23 protein-coding genes are annotated in these 25,191 nt (G+C 61.5%); 12 read left to right on the top strand and 11 right to left on the bottom strand.

Going from position 1 to position 25,191, the window contains the following annotated elements:
- From QEZ49_RS06575 to QEZ49_RS06550, 6 genes are all read left to right on the top strand, one after another.
- On the top strand, positions 1-3,180 hold the full coding sequence (locus tag QEZ49_RS06575) for an efflux RND transporter permease subunit (RefSeq protein WP_280385302.1): 3,180 nt from the start codon (positions 1-3) through the stop codon (positions 3,178-3,180).
- 165 nt (positions 3,181-3,345) lie between these two features.
- Positions 3,346-3,906, top strand: a complete 561-nt coding sequence (locus QEZ49_RS06570) for a sigma-70 family RNA polymerase sigma factor (protein WP_280385300.1) — start codon at positions 3,346-3,348, stop codon at positions 3,904-3,906.
- Positions 3,903-4,541 carry a DUF1109 domain-containing protein gene (locus tag QEZ49_RS06565; RefSeq protein ID WP_280385298.1) on the top strand — a complete coding sequence of 213 codons (639 nt, stop codon included), beginning with the start codon at positions 3,903-3,905 and terminating at the stop codon, positions 4,539-4,541. The genes QEZ49_RS06570 and QEZ49_RS06565 overlap by 4 nt, the downstream gene beginning before the upstream one ends.
- Positions 4,542-4,622: 81 nt before the next feature.
- Positions 4,623-5,021 (top strand): DoxX family protein, encoded by a 399-nt coding sequence (locus QEZ49_RS06560; protein ID WP_280385295.1) that lies wholly within the window; start codon positions 4,623-4,625, stop codon positions 5,019-5,021.
- 223 nt (positions 5,022-5,244) lie between these two features.
- Positions 5,245-6,570 (top strand): efflux RND transporter periplasmic adaptor subunit, encoded by a 1,326-nt coding sequence (locus tag QEZ49_RS06555; RefSeq protein ID WP_280385294.1) that lies wholly within the window; start codon positions 5,245-5,247, stop codon positions 6,568-6,570.
- Between the two features lie 5 nt (positions 6,571-6,575).
- Entirely contained in the window at positions 6,576-9,740 is a 3,165-nt protein-coding gene (locus tag QEZ49_RS06550) for a multidrug efflux RND transporter permease subunit (RefSeq protein ID WP_280385292.1), read from the top strand.
- A gap of 49 nt (positions 9,741-9,789) precedes the next feature.
- On the opposite strand, the gene bluB is transcribed toward QEZ49_RS06550, so the two are convergent.
- Positions 9,790-10,446 (bottom strand): 5,6-dimethylbenzimidazole synthase, encoded by a 657-nt coding sequence (gene bluB, locus QEZ49_RS06545; protein WP_280385289.1) that lies wholly within the window; start codon positions 10,444-10,446, stop codon positions 9,790-9,792.
- Positions 10,447-10,570: 124 nt separating this feature from the next.
- Between bluB and cobU the strand changes: the two genes are divergently transcribed.
- Complete coding sequence (gene cobU, locus QEZ49_RS06540; RefSeq protein WP_280385287.1) at positions 10,571-11,089, top strand: bifunctional adenosylcobinamide kinase/adenosylcobinamide-phosphate guanylyltransferase; 519 nt, start codon at positions 10,571-10,573, stop codon at positions 11,087-11,089.
- 22 nt (positions 11,090-11,111) lie between these two features.
- On the opposite strand, the gene QEZ49_RS06535 is transcribed toward cobU, so the two are convergent.
- The 7 genes from QEZ49_RS06535 to zigA all read right to left on the bottom strand — a co-directional run bounded on the left by QEZ49_RS06535 (position 11,112) and on the right by zigA (position 16,970).
- The gene (locus QEZ49_RS06535; RefSeq protein ID WP_280385285.1) at positions 11,112-11,648 is read right to left on the bottom strand and encodes a hypothetical protein; all 537 of its coding nucleotides are present in this window, start codon (positions 11,646-11,648) and stop codon (positions 11,112-11,114) included.
- A gap of 73 nt (positions 11,649-11,721) precedes the next feature.
- On the bottom strand, positions 11,722-12,459 hold the full coding sequence (gene cobS, locus QEZ49_RS06530; RefSeq protein ID WP_280385283.1) for an adenosylcobinamide-GDP ribazoletransferase: 738 nt from the start codon (positions 12,457-12,459) through the stop codon (positions 11,722-11,724).
- A complete protein-coding gene (locus tag QEZ49_RS06525) occupies positions 12,456-13,091 on the bottom strand; it encodes a histidine phosphatase family protein (protein ID WP_280385281.1) in 636 nt (211 codons plus the stop codon). The genes cobS and QEZ49_RS06525 overlap by 4 nt, the downstream gene beginning before the upstream one ends.
- Positions 13,088-14,146, bottom strand: coding sequence for a nicotinate-nucleotide--dimethylbenzimidazole phosphoribosyltransferase (gene cobT, locus QEZ49_RS06520; protein WP_280385279.1), 1,059 nt, complete (start codon positions 14,144-14,146; stop codon positions 13,088-13,090). Before cobT ends, QEZ49_RS06525 begins: the two co-directional genes overlap by 4 nt.
- Positions 14,147-14,345: 199 nt before the next feature.
- Entirely contained in the window at positions 14,346-14,972 is a 627-nt protein-coding gene (folE, locus tag QEZ49_RS06515) for a GTP cyclohydrolase I FolE (protein ID WP_280385995.1), read from the bottom strand.
- Positions 14,973-15,036: 64 nt separating this feature from the next.
- The gene (locus QEZ49_RS06510) at positions 15,037-15,714 is read right to left on the bottom strand and encodes a DUF1826 domain-containing protein (RefSeq protein ID WP_280385276.1); all 678 of its coding nucleotides are present in this window, start codon (positions 15,712-15,714) and stop codon (positions 15,037-15,039) included.
- Positions 15,711-16,970 carry a zinc metallochaperone GTPase ZigA gene (gene zigA, locus QEZ49_RS06505; protein WP_280385274.1) on the bottom strand — a complete coding sequence of 420 codons (1,260 nt, stop codon included), beginning with the start codon at positions 16,968-16,970 and terminating at the stop codon, positions 15,711-15,713. Before zigA ends, QEZ49_RS06510 begins: the two co-directional genes overlap by 4 nt.
- Before the next feature lie 148 nt (positions 16,971-17,118).
- Here zigA and QEZ49_RS06500 point away from each other — a divergent pair, with 148 nt between their 5' ends.
- The 5 genes from QEZ49_RS06500 (at position 17,119) to QEZ49_RS06480 (ending at position 22,659) form a co-directional block, all read left to right on the top strand.
- Positions 17,119-17,517: a transcriptional repressor gene (locus QEZ49_RS06500; protein WP_280385272.1), complete on the top strand. Its 399-nt coding sequence runs from the start codon at positions 17,119-17,121 to the stop codon at positions 17,515-17,517.
- A 200-nt stretch (positions 17,518-17,717) separates the two neighbouring features.
- Positions 17,718-17,921 carry a hypothetical protein gene (locus QEZ49_RS06495; protein WP_280385270.1) on the top strand — a complete coding sequence of 68 codons (204 nt, stop codon included), beginning with the start codon at positions 17,718-17,720 and terminating at the stop codon, positions 17,919-17,921.
- A 630-nt stretch (positions 17,922-18,551) separates the two neighbouring features.
- Positions 18,552-19,760, top strand: coding sequence for an FAD-dependent oxidoreductase (locus QEZ49_RS06490; protein ID WP_280385268.1), 1,209 nt, complete (start codon positions 18,552-18,554; stop codon positions 19,758-19,760).
- A gap of 12 nt (positions 19,761-19,772) precedes the next feature.
- Positions 19,773-20,126, top strand: a complete 354-nt coding sequence (locus tag QEZ49_RS06485; RefSeq protein WP_068463714.1) for a YbaN family protein — start codon at positions 19,773-19,775, stop codon at positions 20,124-20,126.
- 205 nt (positions 20,127-20,331) lie between these two features.
- On the top strand, positions 20,332-22,659 hold the full coding sequence (locus tag QEZ49_RS06480; RefSeq protein ID WP_280385993.1) for a TonB-dependent receptor: 2,328 nt from the start codon (positions 20,332-20,334) through the stop codon (positions 22,657-22,659).
- A 134-nt stretch (positions 22,660-22,793) separates the two neighbouring features.
- Here QEZ49_RS06480 and QEZ49_RS06475 read toward each other — a convergent pair whose 3' ends face one another.
- The 3 genes from QEZ49_RS06475 to QEZ49_RS06465 are packed head-to-tail and all read right to left on the bottom strand — an operon-like array spanning position 22,794 to position 25,050.
- The gene (locus QEZ49_RS06475; RefSeq protein ID WP_280385265.1) at positions 22,794-23,117 is read right to left on the bottom strand and encodes a DUF3325 domain-containing protein; all 324 of its coding nucleotides are present in this window, start codon (positions 23,115-23,117) and stop codon (positions 22,794-22,796) included.
- Positions 23,114-24,751 carry a PepSY-associated TM helix domain-containing protein gene (locus tag QEZ49_RS06470; protein WP_280385264.1) on the bottom strand — a complete coding sequence of 546 codons (1,638 nt, stop codon included), beginning with the start codon at positions 24,749-24,751 and terminating at the stop codon, positions 23,114-23,116. The genes QEZ49_RS06475 and QEZ49_RS06470 overlap by 4 nt, the downstream gene beginning before the upstream one ends.
- On the bottom strand, positions 24,748-25,050 hold the full coding sequence (locus QEZ49_RS06465; RefSeq protein WP_280385262.1) for a hypothetical protein: 303 nt from the start codon (positions 25,048-25,050) through the stop codon (positions 24,748-24,750). The genes QEZ49_RS06470 and QEZ49_RS06465 overlap by 4 nt, the downstream gene beginning before the upstream one ends.
- Positions 25,051-25,191 lie beyond the last annotated feature (141 nt).

Here is a 25,191-nt window from a genome sequence, read left to right as displayed (position 1 = left end):
ATGAACTTCTCCGCTCCGTTCATCAAACGCCCGATCGGCACCGCGCTGATGGCGATCGGCCTGTTCCTGCTCGGCGCCACCGCCTACTACGATCTGCCCGTCGCCAGCCTGCCAGCGGTGGATTTCCCGACCATTCGCGTGCAGGCCAGCAGCCCCGGCGCCGATCCGCAGACGATGGCGGCCACCATCGCCGCGCCCATCGAACGCCGCCTGGGTGAGATTGCAGGCGTCACTGAACTCACATCTTCCAGCTCGCAGGGCTCGGCCAGCATTCTGGTGCAGTTCGATCTCAGCCGCGACGTTGATGGCGCCGCGCGCGATGTGCAGGCGGCGCTGAACGCAGCCGCGGCGGATCTGCCCGGTGATCTGCCGCAGGTGCCGACGTTCCGCAAATACAATCCCTCAGCGTCGCCGGTGCTGATCCTGGCGCTAACCTCCGACACGATGTCGCCCAGCGAGGTCTATGACACCGCGGACACCATCGTCGCGCAGCGCATCTCGCAGGTGCCGGGCGTTGCGCAGGTGGATGTCAGCGGCGCGGAGCAGCCTGCAATTCGCGTGCGCGTGAATCCTACCCTGCTGGCCGGTGTCGGCGTCAGCATGGATGAAGTGCGCAATGCCATCACCGCAGCCAATGCGCTTGAACCGGTTGGCGTGATCGACGGCGACAAGAGCGCGTTGACGGTCGAGACCAACACGCAACTTCTCGATCCCGACGACTACGGCGCGCTTGTCCTGAAGACGAGCAACGGCAACGTCGTGCGGCTGTCGAATGTCGCCAAGGTCGAACACGGCACGCTCAATTCACGGTCTACGGCGCTGCATGACCGCAAACCGGCCGTACTGCTCATCATCCGCAAGCAGCCGGACGCCAACGTGCTGGAAACGGTCGATGGCGTGAAGGCGATGCTGCCTAATCTTGAGCGCTGGATGCCTGCGGGCGTCGATCTGCACATTGTCACCGACCGCACCATGACCATCCGCGCCAGCGTGCATGACATGCAGTTCACGCTGGTGCTGTCCATCGCGCTTGTGATGGTGGTTGTGTTCGTTTTCCTGCGCCGCATCACACCGACGATCGCGGCGGGCATCACGGTGCCGCTGTCACTGGCCGGAACATGCGCCGTCATGTGGGCGCTTGGCTATTCGGTGAACAATCTCACGTTGATGGCATTCGTCATCGCGGTCGGCTTCGTTGTCGATGACGCCATCGTCATGATCGAGAACGTGTTTCGCAATCTCGAAAAGGGCATGGAGCCGATGCGCGCTGCCCTTCTGGGTGCGCGCCAGATCGGCTTTACCGTCATATCGATCAGCGTGTCGCTTATCGCCGCGTTCATTCCAGTGCTGTTCATGGGCGGCGTGATGGGCCGCATGCTGCGCGAGTTCTCGGTAACGCTCGTCGTCGCGATTGCGGTGTCAGTCGTCGTGTCGTTGTCGGTTACGCCGATGATCTGCGCTCACTTCATCAAACATAGCAACGAAGGCATTCGTAATCGCTTCGACCGGATCGTCGAGGCGGCCCTTGACTGGATGGTTGGGCTCTATGCCCGCACGCTGCGCGTCGCGCTTCGGCACCAGATTGTCACGCTGTTCTCGCTGCTGTGCGTGATCCTGCTGACCGCGCATCTCTATGTGCAGATCCCCAAGGGCATGTTCCCCGAAGATGACACCGGCCTCATCATGGGATCGGTGGAAGCTTCAGCGGATGTCTCCTACGAGGCCATGCTTAAATTGCAGATGCAGGCGCTGGACGTGGTGCTCGCCGATCCGGCGGTCAACAACGTCGGCTCGTCGCTCGGCGGCTCCGGACCTGGCCCCGGCGGCAGCACCACCGGCCGCATGTTCATCGATCTCAAGCCGCTGGAGGAGCGCGGCGGCGTTTCTACTGCGCAGGTCGTGCAGCGCATGCGGGGCAAGTTCTCGCATATCAAGGGCGCGGAGGTGCGCATGTTTCCGTCGCGCGATATTCGCGTCGGCGCACGGCAGGGCAATTCGCAATATCAATATACGCTGTGGGATCCGGATATCGACGAGCTGAACGAATGGGCCCCCAAGGTGCAGGCCCGCATGCGCAGCATCCCCAGCATCATCGATGTTTCCGACGACCGTCAGGCAGGCGGCCTGCAGCTCGACGTCAAGATCGATCGCGAGGCCGCTGCGCGCATGGGCGTGCGCATTTCCGACATCGACAGCACGATGAACAACGCGTTTGCACAGCGGCAGATTTCTACGATCTATGCCCAGCGCAACCAGTATCGCGTTATTCTTGAGGTTGATCCCCGCCTGCAGCGCGATCCATCCGACCTTCAGCATATTTTCGTGCCCAGCGCCGATGGCAATTCGCAGGTGCCGCTGACCAGCCTCATCCGCATGGAGAAAACCACCGCTCCGCTGCGCATCAATCATCAGGGGCCGTTCCCCGCCATCACCATCAGCTTCGACATCGCCCCCGGCTTCACGATGGAGCAGGCGCTGAACGACATCGAGCAGGCGATGGCGGATCTGCACACGCCGTCAAATCTGCGTGGCGAGATGGCTGGTGATGCGGCGGCATTCGCCGCGCAGTCAACGCAGCAGTTGTTTCTCATTCTGGCGGCGCTTATCGCCGTCTACATCGTGCTGGGCGTGCTTTACGAAAGTCTGGCGCATCCCATCACAATCATCTCGACGTTGCCATCGGCGGGGCTTGGGGCGCTGCTGGCGCTTTACCTCGCGAAGATGGAACTCTCGATGACGGCGCTCATCGGCGTCATTCTTCTGATCGGCATCGTCAAGAAGAACGGCATCATGATGGTCGACTTCGCGCTCGATGGTGAGCGCGAGCGCGGCATGAAGCCAGCCGCCGCGATCTATGAAGCGTGCCTGGCCCGGTTCCGTCCGATCCTGATGACAACGCTGGCCGCGCTGCTTGGCGCCATACCGCTGGCATTCGCCGAAGGGCCGGGTTCTGAAATCCGCCGTCCGCTCGGTATCACCATCATCGGCGGTCTGTTCGTTTCGCAGTTCCTAACGCTGTACACGACGCCGGTGATCTACCTGATGCTCGACCGCGTACACCGCAAGCTTGGCGGCGCTGCGCCTGCAAAACTGGACGAAGTTCCGTCGGCGACGGATGTTGAGTTGTCGAGCGATGGCGCGACCCCGGGCCCTGCAACCCCAGCATCTGCGGCGACCTGAGCATCGGCGCATGAGCTGCGCTGCACCTTAGAACCATTATGGATTGCTGCTACCGTCCCGGCCTGCTACGCAAGGCAAAAGCCCGTCTTTCGTGCCCCGTTAGCTGTCTCGCCGCGGTGCTGTAACGAACCATGACCGGGCCGCGAACAGCCTATGGGGCGATTTGTGGTTCAGACGCTGCGAGAGGAAGAATGGGCTGAGCAGATGCGAGCGGCGCTCGCTGGCGACGATGCTGCGTATCGCGCCTTGCTACATGCGTTATCGCAAAGTTTACGTTCAGCTATCCGGCGCGGTTTCGCCCATGCAGGCGCGCCGTTAAATGATGTCGAGGATGTACTGCAGGAAACGTTGCTTGCGCTGCATCTCAAGCGCAATACGTGGGACCCGGCGCAGCCACTTGGGCCATGGGTACGTGCTATTGCGCGACACAAGCTGATCGATGCACTGCGCCGCCGAGGCAGACGCATTCAGGTGCCGATAGACGCAATCATTGGCACGCTGGCGGCCGAAGAGGACAGCAGCGAGCTGGATCGCCAGGATGCACAGCGCCTCGTCAACGGTTTGCCGGGACGACAGCGCGATGTGGTGCAGGCTGTCAGCATCGATGGCCAGTCGATCAAGGAAGTGGCCGAAAGGTTGCAAATGAAAGAAGTTGCAGTGCGTGTCACCCTACATCGCGGATTGAAAGCGCTTGGCGCCCTGCACCGGGAAGACGACCGCACATGAAGACTGACGAACTGATCAATGCGCTGGTCGCTGACACGGCGGTGCCACCATCCCCGGTCCATCGCATTGTATGGATCGCCGCCGCGCTGGCTGCACTGGTGACCGGAGCGCTATTCTTTGCCTGGCTGCCTGTTCGCGGCGACATGGCATCAGCCCTGACCGATCCGCGCTTCCTGTTCAAATGGGCCTTTACGCTATCTCTGTTTGTCTCCGCCCTGGCCGTAGCGACCTTGCTCATGCGCCCGGAGCAGACACAAAAAGGACCGCTGCTGCTGCTGGCTGCGGCACCGGCGATTTTGATTATTGGAATAATTCTCGAACTCATCGCGCTGCCCGCCGAACAATGGCTGAGCACCATGGTCGGCATGAACTCGCACGGCTGCATCGTCACGATACCGTTTCTTGCTCTCGCGCCGTTGTTGGTGCTGATCATGGCGATAAGAAAAGGCGCGCCCACGCGGCCAGCCTTTGCCGGCGCGGTTGCCGGTCTCGCCGCGACCGGCATCGCGGCCAGCTATTATGCAATGTACTGCCGCGACGACAGCCCGCTGTTTTTGGCTGTCTGGTATATTCTTTCAGCTCTGCTTGTGGCCGCCATCGGCGCACTGATCGGATCGCGACTTTTGCGCTGGTAGTACCGTGCGCACATTTGTTGAGCGCGACATAAGACAACGCTACCTTGTTCAAATCAAAAATGAAGAACAGGAGCGCATGGGATGACTAAAACAGAACTCGAAACCGTGTGGGCACCACGCCTGCTCGGCCTGCTTCGCATTGTTTCAGCATGGCTTTTCATGATGCACGGCACGCAGAAGCTGTTCAATTTCCCCGAAGCCACGCGTGGCCAGCCGGAGCTGTTCCAGCTCACCTGGTTTGCTGGCGCACTTGAAACCTTTGGTGGATTTCTTCTTCTTATTGGTCTGTTCACGCGCCCGGTCGCGTTTGTACTCAGCGGTCTGATGGCGTTCGCATATTGGATCGCCCATGCACCGAACAGCATTTATCCGGTGCACAATGGTGGTGATGCCGCCATCCTGTTCTGCTTCGTCTTCCTGTATTTCGTGGCCGCCGGCCCTGGCGCGTTCAGCGTCGATGGCGCGCGCGACGGAAAGTAACCGCGACCTACGTTACAGGGGCGGGCCAGGCTTTCGCCGGGTCCGCCCCTGTTGCTTTGCTGCCCGACTGGCACAGGGAGGAAAGGCCTACAAAAGCTTCAATCCGAGGCGTTATGAAAGATTGCCGTAACAGCCTGTCGGCATGGAGTTTACTTTTTGCGAGTAATATCTGCCGGATGACCGGTTCCGGTGCACGCCGGTTCAGCATGATCTGTGAGTTGTAATGCGTCCCAGCTACGTCATTCTGATCGTCCTCCTGGCCGCAGCGGCTGCCGTCGTCGCTTATGGTCCCGTGCGCGGACGCACCGTAAGCGCGGGCATTGATGATCTGCGAACGCAGCTCGATACCGCCAATAAATCGCTGCAGGGCTATTTCGCCAGCGGCAGCGGGGCTGCAGCCCCAGCGCAGAAATCCGCAGCGTCCGGCCAGAAGGCACCGACGCTGACCGTCGCCCAACCTGCATCGCGCAAGATCATCGAGTGGGATGAATTCACCGGCCGCTTCGACGCGGTTGAAAGCGTGGATGTTCGCGCCCGCGTGTCCGGCTACTTGACTGAAGTCAACTTCAAGGACGGGCAGGAAGTGAAGGCGGGCGACCTGCTGTTCACGATCGACCCCCGCCCTTTCGAGCGAGCACTGGATCAAGCCACGGCCCAGCTCAATCAGGCCAAGGTAAGCGTCAACAACGCAAAGCTGGATGTCGACCGCGGCCTGCCGCTGCTCAAGCGTGAGCACATCTCCAAGAAGGCATTCGACGACCGCGAGAACCTGCTGCGTGACGCTGAAGCGCTGGTGAAGATTGGCGACGCGCGCGTGAAGGCGGCCGAGCTGGAACTCAGCTTCACGCGTATCACCGCGCCCATCGCGGGTCGCATCAGCCGCACGTATGTGACGCCGGGCAATTTCGTCAGCGGTGGCGGATCGGAATCGGCTTCGACGCTGCTGACCACGCTGGTGAAGCAGGACCCCATCTATATCTATTTCGACATCAGCGAAAACGATGCGCTGAAATATCAGCGGATGTCGCAGGCACAGGGCAAAGGTGCGCAGGGCATCGTGGGCGCCACCGTCGGGCTCGAACTGCCGGACGAAGAAGGCTTCCCGCACACCGCAAAACTCGATTTTCTTGAGAACCGTCTGGATCAGGGCACCGGCACGCTGCGCGCACGCGCTGTCATTGCCAATCCCGATCGCTTCTTTTCGCCCGGCATGTTCGCCCGCGTGCGAGTGCAGGGCTCGCCTGAATACACCGCGCTGCTGCTGCCGGATGAAGCAATCGGCACCGATCAGGCCAACCGCTTTGTCTATGTGGTCGGCGACGACGATATCCCGGTGCGGCGCACCGTCCAGCTTGGCCCGATGGACAACGGATTGCGTGTCATCCGTAAGGGACTGGAGCCGGAGGATTGGGTTATCCTGCGCGGCGAACAGCGTGTTCGTCCGGGCATGAAGATCAATCCGCGCCGCTCTCCTCTCACCGTGTCTAACGCAGAGGCAAAGGCAGGCAGCGCGCCGGCTAATATACCGCCTGCTCCGGTAAGGCGGTAAGCCCCATGCGCTTCTCCCGCTTCTTCATCGACCGGCCGATCTTCGCCACCGTCCTGTCGCTCATCATCGTCATCGTCGGCTCGATCGCTTACCTGACACTGCCGGTTGCACAGTTTCCTGAAATTGTGCCACCCACAGTGTCCGTCACCACCACCTATCCTGGCGCCAACGCCGTCACCGTCGCCGATACGGTTGCCTCCGTCGTCGAGCAGGAGATCAACGGCGTCGAGGACATGATCTACATGTACTCGCAGTCGACCGACGACGGCACCATGTCGCTGAGCGTTACGTTCGACATCGGCACCGACGTCGACAAGGCGCAGGTGCTGGTGCAGAACCGCGTAGCATCGGCCGAACCCCGCCTGCCGGAAGAAGTGCGCCGCAACGGCGTGACGGTTGAGAAGCGCTCACCGGATCTGTTGTTGGTCGTGCACATGCTGTCGCCCGACAACACCTACGATTCCGTCTACGTCTCAAATTATGCGCTGCTGAACGTGCAGAACGAGCTGGCGCGCATCAAGGGCGTTGGCAACGTCACGCTGTTCGGCGACCGCCAGTATTCAATGCGTATCTGGCTTGATCCGGAGCGCATCGCGCTGCGTGGCATGACGGCCGAGGAAGTGCTCACTGCCCTGCGCTCGCAGAATGTGCAGGTCGCCGGTGGCGCGCTTGGCCAGCCGCCGCAGGGTGATGTCGGAGCCTTTCAGGTTTCGCTGCAGCTTAAGGGCCGCCTGCTTGAGCCAAGCGGATTTGAAAACATCGTCCTGAAAACCGGCGAAGATGGCCGCGTAGTGCGTGTGAAGGACGTCGGCCGCGTTGAACTTGGCGCGCTCAATTACACCACCTACGGCTATCAGGACGAGCACCCCGCGATGGTGCTGATCGTCACCCAGCAGCCGGGCTCCAACGCGATCGAAACCACCAACGCCGTCAAAGCCGAGATGGCGCGCCTTGCCGAGCGCTTCCCCAAGGGGCTGGAATATCGGATCGTTTATAACCCGACCGAGTTCATCGAAGAATCCATCGACGAGCTCTACATCACCATCGCCGAGGCGGTGTTTCTCGTGATCATCGTGGTGCTGCTGTTCCTGCAGACATGGCGCGCCACGATTATCCCGCTGGTCGCCATCCCCGTCTCGTTGATCGGCACCTTCGCGGTGATGCAGGGGCTGGGCTTCTCGATCAACATGCTCACGCTGTTCGGCCTTGTGCTGGCCGTCGGCATCGTTGTCGATGACGCTATCGTTGTCGTCGAGAACGTAGAGCGAAAGCTGGCCGAGGGTCTGTCACCCATCGAGGCCGCGCGCGTGACGATGGATGAAGTGGGCACCGCGCTCGTCGCCATCGCGCTGGTGCTTACCGCCGTGTTCGTGCCGACCGCGTTCGTCGCAGGGATCACGGGACAGTTCTATCAGCAGTTCGCTGTAACCGTCGCAACCGCCACCGTCATATCGGCTTTCAACTCGTTGACGCTTAGTCCTGCGCTGTGCGCTTTGCTACTGAAACCGCACACCAGCCACGAGAAGAAAAGCCTGCTCATGTGGCCGGTGCACGCATTCTTCCGGGCGTTCAACTACGTCTTCGACAAACTGTCAGAAATCTACGGCGTGTTCGTCCGCTTCATCATCGGTATTTCGCCGTTGATGCTGATGCTCTACGCCGTGTTGCTGGGCATCGCTGGCTGGATGCTGTTTCACACGCCCACCGGCTTCATCCCGAAGATGGACCGCGGCATCATCATCGTTTCGATCCAGCTTCCGCAGGGTGCATCGCTGCCGCGCACCGATGAGGTGATCCAGCGCGCGAACAAGATAGTGCTCGAAGTTCCGGGTGTCGCGCATACCTCCGCATACACCGGGCGGGCCGGATCAACCGGATCGAACGCCAGTAATTCCGGCACGATCTTCGCCATCGTCGAGGATGCGCGCGAACGGGCCAAACGCGGCCTCGACATTGATGTCGTCGTTGATGACATCCGCAGTCGGCTGGACGGCATTGAAGAATCCAAAACCTCCGTGTTCGTTCCGCCGCCAGTGCGCGGCATGGGTGGGCAGACCGGATTCTCCATGCGCCTGCAGAACCGCGCCAACATGACACCGGCCGAGTTCCAGGCGGTTGCCGACGATTTCATTGCCGAAGCCAACAAGCTGCCTGGCATTTCCAACGTCTTCACCAGCTATTCCAGCGGCACACCGCAGCTTTACGTCGACGTTGATCGCGACAAGGCGCAGATGCTGAAGGTTCCGCTGGAGGCCATCTTCGAAGCGCTGCGTGTTTATCTCGGCTCGGCCTACGTCAACGACTTCAACATGTTTGGACGCACGTTCCGCGTGACCGCGCAGGCTGATGCCGATTTCCGCACCGATCCGCAGAACGTCAGCCGCATCCGCGTGCGCAACGAAATGGGTCAGATGGTGCCGCTCGGCAATCTGATTTCGTTCCGCAACATCTCCGGCCCCGATCGCGTGCCGCGCTATAACCTGTTCCCGACGGTGGAAGTGAACGGCGCACTGAAACCCGGTATTTCCAGCGGCCAGGGTCTGGCAATGATGGCGGAGCTGGCCAAGCAGGAACTTCCCGAGGGCATCACCTACGAGTGGACCGATCTTTCCTATCAGGAGGTCAAGGTCGGCGGCACCGGTTACTACATCTTCGTGCTGTCGGTCGTGTTCGTGTTCCTTGCGCTCGCCGCGCAGTTTGAGAGCTGGTCGCTGCCGCTGGCCATCATTCTCATTGTGCCGATGTGTCTGCTTAGCGCGCTGTTCGGCGTGCGCCTGCACGGTCAGGACATCAACATCCTGACGCAGATCGGCTTCATCGTGCTGCTTGGTCTGGCAGCCAAGAACGCCATTCTCATCGTCGAATTTGCGCGCCAGCTGGAAGATCAGGGGCGTGATCTCGTAACGGCCGCTGTGGAAGCCAGCCGCCTACGTCTGCGTCCGATCCTTATGACGTCACTGGCATTTACGCTCGGCGTCGTGCCGCTCTACATCGCCACCGGCGCAGGCGCGGAAATGCGCATCGCGCTTGGCACCGGCGTTTTCTGGGGCATGATCGGCGTCACGCTGTTCGGGCTGGTGTTTACGCCGGTTTTCTACGTGGTGGTGCGCCGCTTCTCGATGCGCCGCGCGAAATCGGAGCCGGAAGCGTTGCACGCACCAGCGGAGTGACGCCAGCTGAGTAAACGCTGCATGCTTGAACGTTGGCGTGCAATCGCCGTCAGCGCTTGACGATCAGCCCGGACACGTCAACGCGGTCCTGCCAGCCACTGCGCTCCAGTTCCGGATCGAGATGCTCCTCCGCCGGCCAGCCGATGCACAAATACGCAACCAGCCTCCATGTGGCGGGCACATCCAGCGCTGCCGAAACGACATCCGGCTCAAGGATCGAGATCCAGCCGACACCAAGCCCGTGCGCGCGCGCCGCCAGCCACAGCGTCTGCACGGCGCCAACCACCGAATAGCGCATCGTCTCCGGCATCGTGCGGCTGCCAAGTCCGGCCCCCGCATCCGTTGCCTCATCGGCGAAAACGGCCAGATGCACCGGCGCGACGTCGAGCCCTTCAAGCTTGAGGCGCGCATAAAGCCCGCGACGGTCTTCGCCATAGGACGCAAGCGCATCGGCGTTCGCGCGTTCAAACGAGGCCCGCACCTGCGCGCGGCGCTTAGGACATTCCACCAACACGAACCGCCACGGCTGACTGTAACCAACCGAGGGCGCGCGGGAGGCAAGCGCGATCAGTTCGCTCAACAGCGCGTCATCAATCGGCTCAGGTCGGAACCGGCGCACATCGCGGCGCCAGAACACAAGCTCCCGCAAACGCGCGCGGAACGCGTCATCAAACTGAGGCGGATTGTGTCGCCTGTCGCCGGTCATCTCGCTTCTCTGAGGCTCCTGCTGCCACGCTACTCCTGCCGCCGTTCTATCCTACCCTTGCCGCGGGACAAACGGAGGCCGATAAGAAAGCCGCTAAAACCTCTGCGGCAGATCGGACCCGCCCGTGACTGATGAAACGCCACGCTTCACCCTTGTGCTGGGCGGCGCCCGCTCCGGCAAAAGCCATTATGCTGAAGAGTTGATAAAGCGCCTGCCCGCGCCGTGGACCTATATTGCCACGGCTGAGGCGCTGGACGAGGAAATGCGCCAGCGCATCGCCCATCACCGCGACCGCCGGGATGAACAGTGGCAGACGCTGGACGCGCCGCTGACGCTCGCGGAAACTATTCCGACGCTTGCCGGCCCGACACTGATCGACTGCCTCACCCTGTGGCTCAGCAATATGATGTTCGCCGAGCGCGATATCGATGCGGAGACTGAGCGCCTGATCGCTGCGATTGCGCGCGGCAACCATCGTGCGCCAATCGTTGCGGTGTCGAACGAGGTGGGGATGGGACTGGTGCCGGAAACCGCGCTCGGCCGCGCCTTCAGAGACGCGCAGGGGCGCTTGAACCAGCGCATGGCAGCGGCGGCCGACCGCGTCGTTTTCGTTGCGGCCGGCCTGCCGCTAATTCTGAAGTAACGGGCGTTTACTGAGCCGACTGTTATGCGCGCTCAATCGCGTTCGGCGTCACAAAACCCGCTGCAAAGGCGATCCGGTGCACAACCAGCAGCACCGCGAACCCAATCACCTCGACCGTCGCCACGTACCGCACGACATCGTAACGGAACGCGCCTTCGCCGTGCGTGAGCACCAGTGTGCCAGCATAGATGCCTGCCTGATAGACAAGGAATGCCACCGGGAGAGCAGCAGCAAGCATCGCGATCATGCCGTAGGGCTTCAGTGCCAACACAATCGCGCGCGCCGCATAGTAGCCCGCAATCGCACCGGCGCCCATGAACAGCCCCCAGCCGAACGCCTGCAGCTCAAGCGGATAGCCGAGCACGCCGAAGCCGTAGGCCTGATTGGCCAGCCATGAGGCGCCAACCAGCCACGCGCCATCCTCATATTCGGTATCGAGTGCAGCCAGTGCTGCAACCGCCGCGAATGGAAATGCGCATGCGAATACCGTCGTCGCGACGATACTCGCCGCGACAAGAAATACAAACCACATCATACGTTTGACGATGGCTTCCGACATCTCAGAAATCCCCCAATATTCTATTTCACGCCCATCGATACCATGGGGCGCGTCAGATATTCTGTGCCGCAAACTATGCGATCCAAACGGCCAGAAGAAGCAGCAGCAACGTTTCGGTCACCTCAATGCTGGCGCCGAGGCAATCCCCCGTGATGCCGCCAAGCCGCCAGCGCCAGTATAGCGCGACCGCAGGAATGATAAGCAGCGCCGCCAGCAACACGGGCGCAAACCACACCGTTATCAGTGTCAGCACGGCGGCTTCGGCTGCGATCAATCGCGGATCGATCTGCCATGCGAAGCGCTCGCCCGAACCCGTTGCGAGCGGCGGTACGGCAAGGCTCCACACCGGCGCGCCCAACCGCACCCAGGCAGCAATCAATATCAGCGGCATAAAGCCCGCCTGCGTTGCCACTTCCGCCAGCAGCACCAGCTTGGCGATGAGCTGCAGGGCGATGGCAATCGCTCCGAACGCACCCAGATGCGGATCGCGCATAATCTGCAGCAGCTTTTCAGGCGAGCGGTGCGATCCTGAAAGCGCGTCCGTGACATCGCCAAGGCCATCGAGGTGCAGCGCGCCCGTCACCCACACCCACGCCACCAGGCCAAGCAGCGCACCGATCCACGGCGAAGCCAGTCCGCCCACCATGACTGCGGCGGCAACGATTGCACCAACGATGGCGCCAACAGCCGGAAACCACAGCGCAGAGCGGGAAAGATCGGCGGGATCGAAAACATCAACCGGCGGCGCGGGCAGCCGTGTCAGGAACTGCAGCGCATGGGAAAACGACCGGATGTGCGCCTTGATGTTCATGGCTGGACGACCTCAACGATCTCTCCCCATAGACCAGCTTGCGCATCGCGGCCAACCCTCAGCGTAATGCGCGTTCCCGGTTCGATCCGGAATGTCCACAGGTTGGCGAACGGAATGGCGCACGCCACCGACAGCGCCGCGCGGATCGGCCCGGCGTGGGTGACGACCAGCGCAGTTTCCAGTGGCGTTGAGGCGGCGGACACCGGATCAAGCAAGCGCCGCAGTGCCGCCGCTACCCTCGCCTCCAGCATATGCCAGCTTTCTCCGCCGCCCGGCGCCGCTGGCGCATCAGCCGAGCGGTAGAATGCCATGAAGGCATCCGCCGTTTCCGCGTCCGCACGCAGCTCCTCCAGCGTGCGCCCGTCCCACGCGCCGAAATCAAGTTCGCGCCAATCGTCATCCATGCGCACGCTGAGTTTCCGGGCCGTCCCGATTAGTCGCGCCGGTTCAAGCGTGCGCAATCGCGGTGATGAAACGATGGCATCCCAATTGCGGCCCTGCGTCTGGCGATAGATCTGCACCCTGCCCAAATCGGAAAGCGGCGGATCGCTGCGGCCGATCAGGCGCCCCGGCGTTACTGTCTCGCCGTGACGGATCAGATCGATCAGCACCGATGCCGCAGCTTCGCTCATGGCACCGGACCTGAAACGCTCGCCTCTTCGAACGTCGCCATCTGATTATGAAGCGCACACGCGAGCCGCAGCACCGGCAACGCCAGCCCAGCGCCCGATCCTTCACCGAGGCGCAACTTGAGATCGAGGATAGGCTCAGCCGCCAACGCATCCAGCACCAGACGATGCCCACGCTCCGCCGAGCGATGCGAGTAGATCAGCCACGGCACGCAATCCGGATTGATACGACAGGCGGCCAGCGCAGCGACAGTGACGATGAAGCCATCGACGAGCACCGGAATGCGCCGCTGCGCAGCAGCGATCATCGCGCCCGCAAGCGCTGTGATCTCCAGCCCGCCGACACAACGCAACACCTCAATCGGAGAAGCCTCGCCACGATCCAATCCGTGCAGGCTTAAACTTGCATCGATCACCTGCGCCTTGTGCCGGATGCCATCGTTATCGAGACCGGTGCCCGCGCCGACGACGTCCTGCGCGCGACATGCCAGAAATGCAGTAGCAATCGCCGCCGCCGAGGTTGTGTTGCCTATGCCCATCTCGCCCAGAATGACGAGATCGGCGCCCGCTGCCGTTGCTCCCTGCACCGCGCGTTTGCCGGCATCGAACGCGAATGCAAGCTCTGCATCTGTCATCGCCGCCTCACGCGAGAAATCGCGCGTGCCGCGTCTCGGCTTGTCGCTGATGACACCGGCGATGTCGGCTTCACCCAGCGTGCCGACATCGACCACCGTGAGCGGCACGTTCAGTTCGCGCGCCAGCACCGAAACAGCAGCCCCACCGTTGGCGAAATTGTGCAGCATCTGCACGGTGACATCGGAAGGATACGCTGAAACGCCCTGCGCCGTGACGCCATGATCGCCCGCGAACAGAATGATCGGCGCGCGCTGCCCGCTCGGGCGCTCCGTCGCCTGCAACGAGGCCAGACGCACAGCAAGCAGCTCAAGCGCGCCAAGCGAACCCGGCGGCTTGGTCAGTTGACCCTGCCGTTGCTCCGCCGCTGCACGATGATCCTCTGACGGCTTCGGACACGTCGTCCTGATCCAGCTTGCGCCCACGCCCGTTGTGCTCCTGTCGGTCTTCGCGATAATCCGCGAGGGTGCACAATGGTCGCTGGCGCTTGCGCGTCAAGACGCCCATGCGCCTCAGGGCTTCATGGGCACATGGCTATCAAGCCTGTCAGGCGACAATCCGGCTTTGGCAGAGCAGTACGATGGCGAGCCGGAAAGGTCGGAAAGCCGCTTTATGCGGCACGTCCTAAACCGGATCGAGCGGCCGCCCAGCCACCAGACGATAGAACTCTGCCCGCGTTTCCGGTTCGCGCCGGAAGCATCCGGTCATGCGGCTGGTAATCGTAACGACGCCGGGCTTCTTGATGCCACGCGTGGTCATGCACTGGTGCGACGCTTCGATCAGGATCGCCACGCCCTTGGGTTTCAGCACCGTTTCCATCGCATCGGCGATCTGCGCCGTCAGCACCTCCTGAATCTGCAGCCGTTTGGCGTAGATCTCCGCCAGCCGCGCAAGCTTGGAAATGCCGACAACGCGTTGCGAGGGATAGTAGGCAATATGCGCGCGGCCGATGATCGGCACGATGTGATGTTCGCAGTGCGACTCAAGCCGGATATCGCGCAGCATCACGATCTCGTCGTAGCCGGCGGTTTCCTCAAACGTCGTGCGCAGGATCTCGACCGGATCTTCCGCGTATCCGGAGAAAAACTCCTCATAGGCGCGGGCAACGCGCCCCGGAGTTCCAACCAATCCCTCGCGGTCTGGATCATCGCCCGCCCATTCAATCAGCGTGCGCACGGCCGCCTCGGCGTCTTCCCTGCTCGGCCTTGGCCGCAACTGCCGCTTCACCAGATCTTCGACAACAGCATCCATGGTTTCTTTAGTCTCCATTGCTCCGTTGGCGTATTTTCAAGCTGCGCCGCCAGAGACAGGTTGTTCAATGCAGGTGCGGCCGCGCCGAAAACGGGCGATTGATGCAGAGGAACAGGCGGGAACAGCCGCTGCCGCTTATGCGCGGCGAGCGATGCAAAAGCGCGTTATCCGGGAGCTCTTTGCCAGCGAACAGACCAACGCCAAATTGCGGCATCGAGAAAACCGGGCCTTGATAGTCTTCCTGCTGTGCAAGCGCCTGCTCTACATAACCGGGCGGCACCCACTGCGTGCCCGCTCCAACATAGGTGGTCACCAGCCGCGCCAGCGTGACATCGGTGTGAAACTTCCGGCATGCATCATCCGTTACCACCTCTAGCCGCAGCTCAACCTCGGGCGAAGCGGTAGCATTGGCAAACAGCGTCACGAGATAGGCCGCATCGTGGATGAGCAGCGCTGCCAAAACCGGATCGAGCGCGTCGCAGCGCTCTAGCACCTGCGATATCCGGCGCCCCGCATCGGCAGGCGATGCCATCAGGCGCAGCGATGGCACGTCCTCCAGATCGAGACGCGCAAAGCGCGCCTCGATCTCGGATGAGAAACGCCGACGCCAGAGTGCAAGCCGGCAGTGCGGCTCACGCCAACGCCGCAAGACGCTCGGAAGCTCAGAACTGAGCACCCCTTCGAGCGGCGCGTCATCTTCACCGTCAACGCGGTAACGCTTGTATAGCGGTTCAATCGTCACGCTGCTTCCCGCCCCCAGCTTGGAAACGGATCCGGCAGACGCGACCACGCGCCGGTGTCGACAGCCTGATCGGACGGCATATCCAGCAGGCACGCATCCAACTCAGCCGTGATGCGTTCGCGGTCCATCTCGCCGGTGCCGATGAAGACCAACTCCTGGCGGCGATCGCCCCATTGCTCGTGCCAGCCCTTGCGGATGCGCTGCACCAGATCGTCATCCTCCGGCCAGTTCTTGCGCGGCACGGCGGCCCACCAGTAGCCCATGGCTTCAGTGCGCACGAGCGGCCCCGCCTGCGACATCTCCCCGACGAACGCAGGGCGCGATGCAAGCCAGAAAAAGCCCTTGGCGCGCACAACACCCGGCCACGACTTGTTCAAAAACGCATACAGCTTCGTCGGCTCGAACGGCCCGCGCGCGCGATAAACAAAGCTAGAAATGCCGTACTCTTCCGTTTCCGGCTGGTGATCCTTGAAGCCGTTCAGCTCCTTGAACCATGTTGGATGCTGGTGCGCGGCATCAAACGAAAACAGGCCCGTGTCCAGAATTTCCGATAGCGCAATGTTGCCGTGGTTGGTCTCGATGATGCGCGCGTCGGCGTTGAGCGCACGGATGATAGAGCGCGCCATTGCCACCTGCTCCGGCGCGGCAACGTCCGTCTTGTTGAGCACGACGACATCGGCAAATTCGATCTGCTCGACCAGCAGCCCAACGAGTGAGCGCTCATCCTCGTCGCCCGCAACTTCGCCGCGATCTTTCAGGAAATCCTGCGAGGAATAATCGTGCAAAAGGTTCGCCGCGTCGACAACCGTCACCATGGTATCGAGACGCGCAACATCCTGCAGGCTGCGGCCATCCTCATCGCGAAATTCAAACGTCGCGGCGACGGGCAGCGGTTCGGCGATGCCGGTCGATTCAATCAGCAGGTAATCGTAACGGCCATCCTTCGCCAGCCGCTCCACCTCCTGCAGAAGATCATCGCGCAGCGTGCAACAGATGCAGCCGTTCGACATCTCCACCAGCGTCTCTTCGGTGCGCGACAGATTTGCGCCGCCCTTGGACACCAGATCGGCGTCGATGTTCACCTCGCTCATGTCGTTAACGATCACCGCAACCTTGCGGCCTTCGCGATTGTTCAGCACATGATTGAGCAGCGTCGTCTTGCCAGCGCCCAGAAATCCGGAAAGCACCGTAACCGGCAGACGGCGGTCCGTTTTGGCGACGGATTGCGCCAGAAAAGAAGTTAGTTTGTTGTCCATGGATGGCCTCCTTGCGCACCATAGATGCGGATGTTATAACATCCGTCAAGAGGTCACCTGAACAAAGTTGTCGATCGGCAGCCGTCAGCTCAGTGATCGTCATCCCTTTGTCAGCAATCGCCGGTTGTCAGTCGCAATGAACAAGCCAATGCGCCGAACATCGAATGCTACCCATGCCGAACGCGTGCTGGAGGCCTTGCGGAAAGCCGAGAAGCCGATCAGCGCCTATGAGATCATCGCGTCCATCCGCACCGACAGAGAGATGGCTCCGGCAACAGTTTACCGTGCACTCGATCGGTTGATCCGTGAACGGCATGTCCACAAGCTGCAGTCTCTCAATGCCTACGTTTCGTGCCGTCACAATCACTGTTGTGACAGGCCGGCATTTGCAATCTGCGACCGCTGTGGCGTCGTGAACGAGTTTTCCGCGTGCGGACTTGGATCGCTGCTCGACCAATCCTGTCAGGCGAAATCGTTCGCGCTCGAAACGGTCACGATTGAATTACATGGCACCTGCCATGCCTGCCAGAACCGGCAGGAAGATTGATCACATCCACCACGCGCGCGGATTTGGCCGTGATGGTTGGATGCATGAATTGGCTCACCGCGCATGTCGGTCCGGGTTGGGACAGACATGCAGAAGGGGGAGCGATGGGCCACGCGCCCGCTGCGGAAAACCCGCGTCCGCAATTGGGCACAGGCTGCCGGGCAACCCCTCGGCAGCCGATTTACAAAAGGAACGCACCCATGAAGCTTGCAACCTATGCCGACTGGCGGCGCTGCATCGAGGTTCAGTGCGGCATCCCGCTGACTGCGCCTTACATAGCCGAGCGCATCCGAATTCTGTCGGATCAGACGTCGGACCAAACGCGCAAGTTTGTCGAGGTCTGGGGTGATGCGCATCGCCAGCGCGTGCTGATGTGGTTCAAACAAGCCGGCGCCGAGGTATAATCTTTTCGGCCCCAATACCCCAACACGGTTAGCGGCATCTGTCGGGGCAAAGAACAGTCAAGCATCTGCCAGCCAGCACGGTTGCTGCGCCCCCTTTATCCAGAGCGCAGGTCACACACTATCACTCGCTAGCAGCGGGCGCTGCACAGCGAGCACAAGCGCACGATGCAGGATGTTTCCCATCAGGCTCGTGCTCGCATCCGGCGGAAGCTGCTGGCGTACTCTTAAGCGACACTGCCAGATCCGCCACCTGCGTCTGCATGGTCTTCGGTGCTTCGAACGCAACGGCTGGCATGCTTACCCACCCGACAAGCGCTGCTGCGCCGATCAACGTGCCTCTGGTTTTCATAGCTCCATCTCCTTACCCATACCGTCCGTACGATTGGCACTCCTTAGGCCACGCCCCTGCCGCGCCGCCAATAAAAGCACCGCAAATATTTCGGATATTATAACATATAGAATGTGGCGACCGTACGTTGCACAGCTTAAGCGACAGCGATTGCAAAACGCAGCGATCTCAGGCTCATCTGCATGGGGCAATCCGCTTGAGCGCAGACAAATCCTGACGACTATCATGCGGAGTAAACTTACGGCGCCGCCGCTCAATCGAACATGAAGGGACGCGGACCAATGACCGGATCCACCACGGGCCAATCATGCTGTGTTGTCGGCGCGGGGCCGGCCGGGCTGATGCTTGGCTTTCTGCTCGCGCGCGCCGGTGTCCGCGTCACCGTCATCGAGAAGCACGGCGATTTCCTGCGCGATTTCCGCGGCGACACCATCCATCCTTCAACGCTGGAGGTGATGCATGAACTCGGCTTTCTTGATGAGTTTCTAAAACTGCCACACCAGCAGGCTGTGAAACTGCACGCGGAGATCAACGGCCAGCAGGCGACCATCGCTGATTTTTCGCGTCTGCCCACCCGCTGCAAATTCATAGCCTTCATGCCGCAGTGGGATTTTCTCAGCTTCCTTGCCGACAAGGCGCGCGCGTTCCCTAACTTCGACCTGCGCATGGGTGTGAAGGTCAGCGGGCTCGACCGCAGTTCCGGCCGCGTCTCCGGCGTTCACATCGTCAATGCAAGCGGCAATCCGGAGACAATCGCTGCCGATCTGGTGATCGGTGCCGACGGGCGCAATTCATCGGTGCGGCGGGAAGCGGGGCTGGAAGTCGAAGACCTCGGTGCATCTGTCGACGTGCTGTGGATGCAGGTTTCGCGCCGGGAGGACGATCCAGCCAAAGGCATGAGCCACGGTGGACCCAACCAAGGTTTGATCCTGATTGATCGCGGCGAATTCTGGCAGTGCGGCTATGTCATTCGCAAAGGTGGTTTTGCGGAAACCCAGGCGGCCGGCCTGCCTGCGTTACGGACCAAGCTTGCCGCCGTTGCTCCGCTGCCTGCCGACCGCTTCGAGGAGATTGCCGACTGGAGCCAGGTGCACTTGCTGAACGTGCGCATGGACCGCTTGAAGACCTGGTGGATCCCCGGCCTTCTGTGCATTGGCGATGCGGCACACGCAATGTCGCCGGTTGGCGGCGTCGGCGTAAATCTGGCCATTCAGGATGCCATTGCCGCCGCCAACATTCTCGCTGTTCCGCTGCGCACTGGCGCGCTGACTGATGCAGACCTTCATGCCGTGCAGAAGCGCCGCGACTTTCCAACCAAGGCAACGCAAAAGGTGCAACTCATGATGCGCAGCCGCCGCAAACCGGGTGATGAGAGCAAAAGCAGCGGCCCACCGGCGTTTCTGCGCGCCATCGGCCACTCCCGCCTGTTGCCGCATTTGACCGGACGGCTGATCGGTCTAGGCTTCCGCCCCGAACACATCAAAACCTGATCAGGCATCCGCTTGCGCACGCTTTATCTATTGCTTGGAATGTTCTTCGTAGCGCTCGGCTTCATCGGTGCGGTGCTGCCGGTGCTGCCAACGACGCCGTTTCTTATCGTTGCGGCGGCATGCTTCGCCAGGTCATCGCCACGGCTTGAAGCATGGCTTCTAAACAACCCAACCTTCGGGCCGCTGCTGCGTGACTGGCGCGCGCGCGGCGCTATTCCCTGGCGGGCCAAGATCATGGCGCTTGCGGGTTGCGCGTTCGGCTATGTCGTCTTCTTTATCGGCAGCGAACCAACGCTGTTGCCCGCACTTGCAGTTGCGCTGCTGATGGCAACGGGCCTGATCTACGTTTTTTCCAGACCCTCCTGACCTGCACACGTCTACATTGCGGCCATCCATCGCCTTCCGATACAGATGCATGTTGCAATAATGTCGTACAACACTGCGTTTTCATTACCGCAACAGTAAACATTATTGTTACCACCACCCTATGCATGCAACTTTCGCCGCGTTTGCGTAGCGGGAGTTAAGAGTAGTGAGCGTACTTTGGCGTACAGTGTGCGCTGCAGCCGTTATGGTTGCAGCGAATGCAGGGTCTTTTGCGTGGGCACAGGATGCGGACGTTCCGCTACCGCCGGTGGAGGTAACGACCTCGCCACAATCGAAGGCCCCAAAGAAATCAGCAGCTAAGAAGAAGCCGAAAACGCAGGCTTCCACACCAAGCGCTGTTTCCGCACCAGAGCCGGCATCGCCCATCACGGCCAGCGGTGCGTCGCCTCTCCCGCCGTCTGATGCAGGCTCTGTCACTGCCTCCGGAAACGCGGTCAACGCCGCCGCTCAAAACGCCGCCACAGCCCGTGCCCAGGCGCCTAACGGCGTCATGATCATGGAAGGCGCGCAACTGCAGCAGTACAGCCATCTCAGCATCGGCGATGTAATGCGGCGCCTGCCCGGCGTGACATTCCCCGGCGTGAACAGATCGCGCGACATCAAGCTGCGCGGCATCGACAAGGCCTACACGCAGGTGCTGCTCGACGGCCGCCCGCTGCTTGACGGCGACACCAGCCGCAACATGGAAGTGGACCGCATTCCCGCTTCGTTTATCGAGCGCATCGAAATTACCCGTACGCCGCTGGCCAGCATGGAATCCCAGGGCGCCGCCGGCACGGTGAACATCATCACGCGCCGCTCATTCGGTCCATCGGGTGGCCAGCTCACCCTCGGCGCCGGACGCATGCCCAACAACGGCTCGCCAGGCGAGATCAACGCCTGGCAGGGCGGTGAAGCCGGTGCGGTGCGTTATTTTATTGCAGGCGGTTATCAGCGCCGTCTGGTGCAGGAAAGCTCCAGCGAGCTCACATTCAGCACCAACGGCACCACACCCGATCGCGGCGAGGTTGCGCCCCAGCATCGCAAGTTCGACGAATATACCTTCCTGTCGCGCTTCGAGTGGGACATCAACCCGGCCAATACGATCATCGTCGCGCCGAGCTACCTGAAGACCACCGAGCAGCGCGAACAGAACGCATTCCGCTTGAGCAAAAATCAGCAGTACGTTGACCGCGACACCAAGGAATCGCGCGAGCGTATCCGCGAAGCGTATGGCGTCGCGACCGAATGGCTGCATGATTTCGGCAACGCCACCAACGCGCGAACCTATTTCGAATACCAGCGCGGCCGTGAGGACACCTCACGCCACACCGTGCGCACCGAATTCAACAGCAGCGGCGCTATAACCAGCGGACCAACCGTACAGGCGCCGCGCTTCGTGCCGATCGACGTTGAACGCATCGCCGCGGGCAGCGCAATCAAGTCGCGCATCGGCCAGCACACGGTCGAGGCCGGCGTTGGCTGGGCCCAGCGCCTGCACGACGAAAACGCGATCATCGGCTTCGTGCCTGCTCCGGTGCCGGAGCGCACCTATCAGGTCACGGAAGACATTTATCATGCGTACATCAGCGACAGCGTCTCGCTGTTCGGCAACGACCTGCTGACCGTCGGCCTGCGCATGGAGCACTCCATCACCGAGACCATCAACGATCAGCGTCTCCAGAACGAAGTGTCTGCCACCGACTTCAATCCATCGCTCAGCTATCGTCTCTCTGCTGCGGAAAACCTCGACTTCCGCCTCGGCATCGCACGCACACTGCGCCGCCCCGACCTCAGCGAACTGACGCCTACCCTCATTGAAGAGGACGGCACCTACGCTTCGCCGGACGAGCGCGGCAACCCCGACACCACGCCCGAAAAGATCTGGGGCCTGGATGTCGGCACGGACTATTACTTCTTCGAGCGCACCGGCCTAGTGGCAGCGAACTTCTTCGCCCGCTCGTTCGAGGACAAGATCGAATACGCGATCGAGCGTGACACGACGACCAATCGCTGGGTTCAAACGCCGCGCAATGCTGGCGATGGCCACCTGTACGGCGTCGAGCTGGAAGCGCGCCTGCCGATGGCGTTCGTCGGCCTCACCGACCTAACGCTATGGGGCAACGCAACGGCGATGAAGTCGGAGCTTACCGACAGCGTCACCGGACAAACCCGTCGTTTCGCCGATCAGCCCGGTCTGCTGACCAACATCGGCTTCGACTATTACGTGCCGATGTGGGCGACGACATTCGGCCTCGGTTACAACCGCACCTATGCCTACGATCAGAATATTCTGCAGACCAACGGCAGCTATGAGCACACAAGCTTCTCGGCTCTGGATCGCCTCGATGCATCGGCGCGCATCTCACTGGAAGAAAATGTTGTGCTGAGCATCACGGCCAGCAACCTGCTGCGGGCCGACGATATCCGCACGGTCACGACCCGCAACGGCGCCGGTGCAATCACTGCACTCACCACCAGCCGCGAGCCTTCGCCATCGGTGTTCTACAGCCGCCTGTCGCTGGGCTGGTAATGCACGCCAGCTAACAAGCCGGACAGCATACAAACGAAAAAGCCCCGCTGCGGATTGAAACCACAGCGGGGCTTTTGTTTTTCAGACGCCAGCGACAGGAGCCACTCAGCGTTCAGTCGGAAAATCACGCTCAGCTAAAGCCCCAACAGAGCTGCGCCCGCAATCGCCGCAAGAAACAGGAACCACCAGAAACCGCCGGGCGCCAACGACAGCACGCCAACCACGGCGATGCCCGACATAGCCGCCACCAAAACCCAGGCGACAATGCCTTCATCGATCGGCCAGATGGAAAGGCAGACCCACAGCGACAGTAGCAGCGCCAGCGTTCCGAAGATGCGCAGCAGCCAGGACGGAATCCTTGTGGCGACCACATGCGGGATGTCACGCTTGCGATGCGTCTGCGATGCCGCCAGTCCGGAAAGCCCGCAATAGGCGAAACAAAATGCTGCGGCGATCATGTCAGCGCCTCCACGTTCCGGCGCTGAAAGGTATTCTCGGCTGCGGCGGATATGTTGCCCAGCTTGATCGCGACTGCAGCTGCGCCAACACCCATTGCAACCACCACCAGCTCGACGCTGAACCGTTGCCAGTCACCGTCGGCCGCATAGGTGCCAGCCCATTGCCGCGTTGTCATCCAGTTCAGCACGGGCAAAGAGCACGCCATCAGAGCTGCCAGTCCGAGTTGCTCCCGCCACGCCATCGCTGCGCCCCTCAGGTAGGCATGCAGCAGCGCCGCCACCCACACGACGAAGAAGACACGGATCTCAAACATCGCCCGCTCCTCCAGCCCGACAGCAAGCACCCGATTGGCCCAGAGATAGGAGATTGACGCGAGCGCCAGCCCGGCGATGACAGCAACATTGATGCGCCCCACCGCCAGCCACCACAGTCTGTCCGCCCGCGACGCACGATCGATGCGCGCCGAGCGCTTGACAGTGAACATCACCAGACCGGTTGCCATCGTTCCTGCGCCCATGAGGCCAAGAACGAAATACAGCCAATGCATCGCGTAGCCGCCGAACCAGGCCAGATGCAGCCCAACCACAAATGACTGGAGCCGTTCGGCAGGCAATGGCGCCGCCAGAGGCTGCACGATGTCTCCGCTGGCGCCATCGAACGCGACGCGGCCTGCATCGCGCACGATGCCGACATCACGCGAGCCGCGCACCTCGACAACGCTTGCGCCGCCTTTCGATGGCGTTATGCGGATGCTGGCCATTTCACTGCGTGGCATCGCGGGTTCGGCCTTCTCGACAAACGCGCTCAGCGGCAACATGCCCCCTGGGGAGGCTTCCCGCTTGCCGCCACCGCCGCCCTGCGCCGATTGCGACATCGCCTGCCGAAATGCTGCCTGATCGCCATTGAACAGCGCCGACACACCCGCAGGCACATACAGGAAATAGAAGTAGGCCAGCCCAGTGAAGCCGATGACGAACAGGAACGGCAGCGCGAAAACACCTAGCGCCGTATGCCCGTCCAGCCATGCGCGCGGGTATGCCGATCGCGGCCTGAACACAAACAGCTCGCGGAAAATGCGCTTGTGAATGATGACGCCGCTGATCAAAACCGCCAGCATCATGGCGGTGGCAAGCCCCACGATCCAGAAGCCGATTTCGTTGCTGCGCCTGTCGATGTTCAGACGGTAATGCAGCGCCCGGAAAAACTGGGCACCCATCGTGCTGCGCGGTTCATATTGTTCTCCGGTGAGCGGATCCATCGCATAGGTTTTGATGTCACCCCGGCCGCCGAATGAGATGCGCAGGTCCGGATTACGCGCGTCGGGAAAGCGCACCATGGCACGCGCATCGGATTGTCCCTTCTCGGCCCAGAATGCTTCCGCGGTTTGCACCGCTCGCGGCGTTGCGCCCAGCTCAGAGTGGCTCGGCACGCTGACTTCGGGCTGCATCCACAGGGTGATTTCCGGCGCAAACACAGTGAGGCTGCCGGTGAAGAAAATGACAAACAGAAGCCAGCCGGCCGTCAGCCCAAACCAGGTATGCAGGCGCGTCAGCGAGGCGGTGGTGTTGAAGGGTTTCGATTGCTCTTCTGCAGACGCTGCCGCAGCAACGCCCGCACCTTGATCGTTACTCACCACAGTGCACTCCCGCTAACGATGGGAAGAAAGCCAGCGGCGCAGATCAACGCGAACGTCGCAAACACCCTTATCGTGCGCGGACAGGCAAACGCCCACACCATCAGCGCCGGATAAACCAGCAAGCCCAGCAGCGATGTGACGATGACAGCTTCTGAATCCGCAAGCGGCATGATCTTCGCCAGCCAATAGGCAAGCACCCACGTCACCGCATATCCGCCGGCGATTGCAAGCACGGCCCGCATGGCGATAGCTACGCCTCGATCCGCACGATCAACCGTATTCGGCCCCGTTACCATTACCGGCCTGCCCCCATCATTATTCCCCAGTCACCCTGCCAGATGGGAATCATCGTGCCAGACCAGCACACCGATCGCCACCCGAAGCATTTCGCTCAGGCATAACCGCCGAAGTGCCACATCGCCATCATGGCGTGCCAC

It is taken from the genome of Hyphomicrobium sp. D-2 (assembly GCF_029872155.1).
Taxonomy (GTDB): Bacteria; Pseudomonadota; Alphaproteobacteria; order Rhizobiales; family Hyphomicrobiaceae; genus Hyphomicrobium_A.
This window is presented reverse-complemented; position numbering and strand designations above follow the sequence as displayed.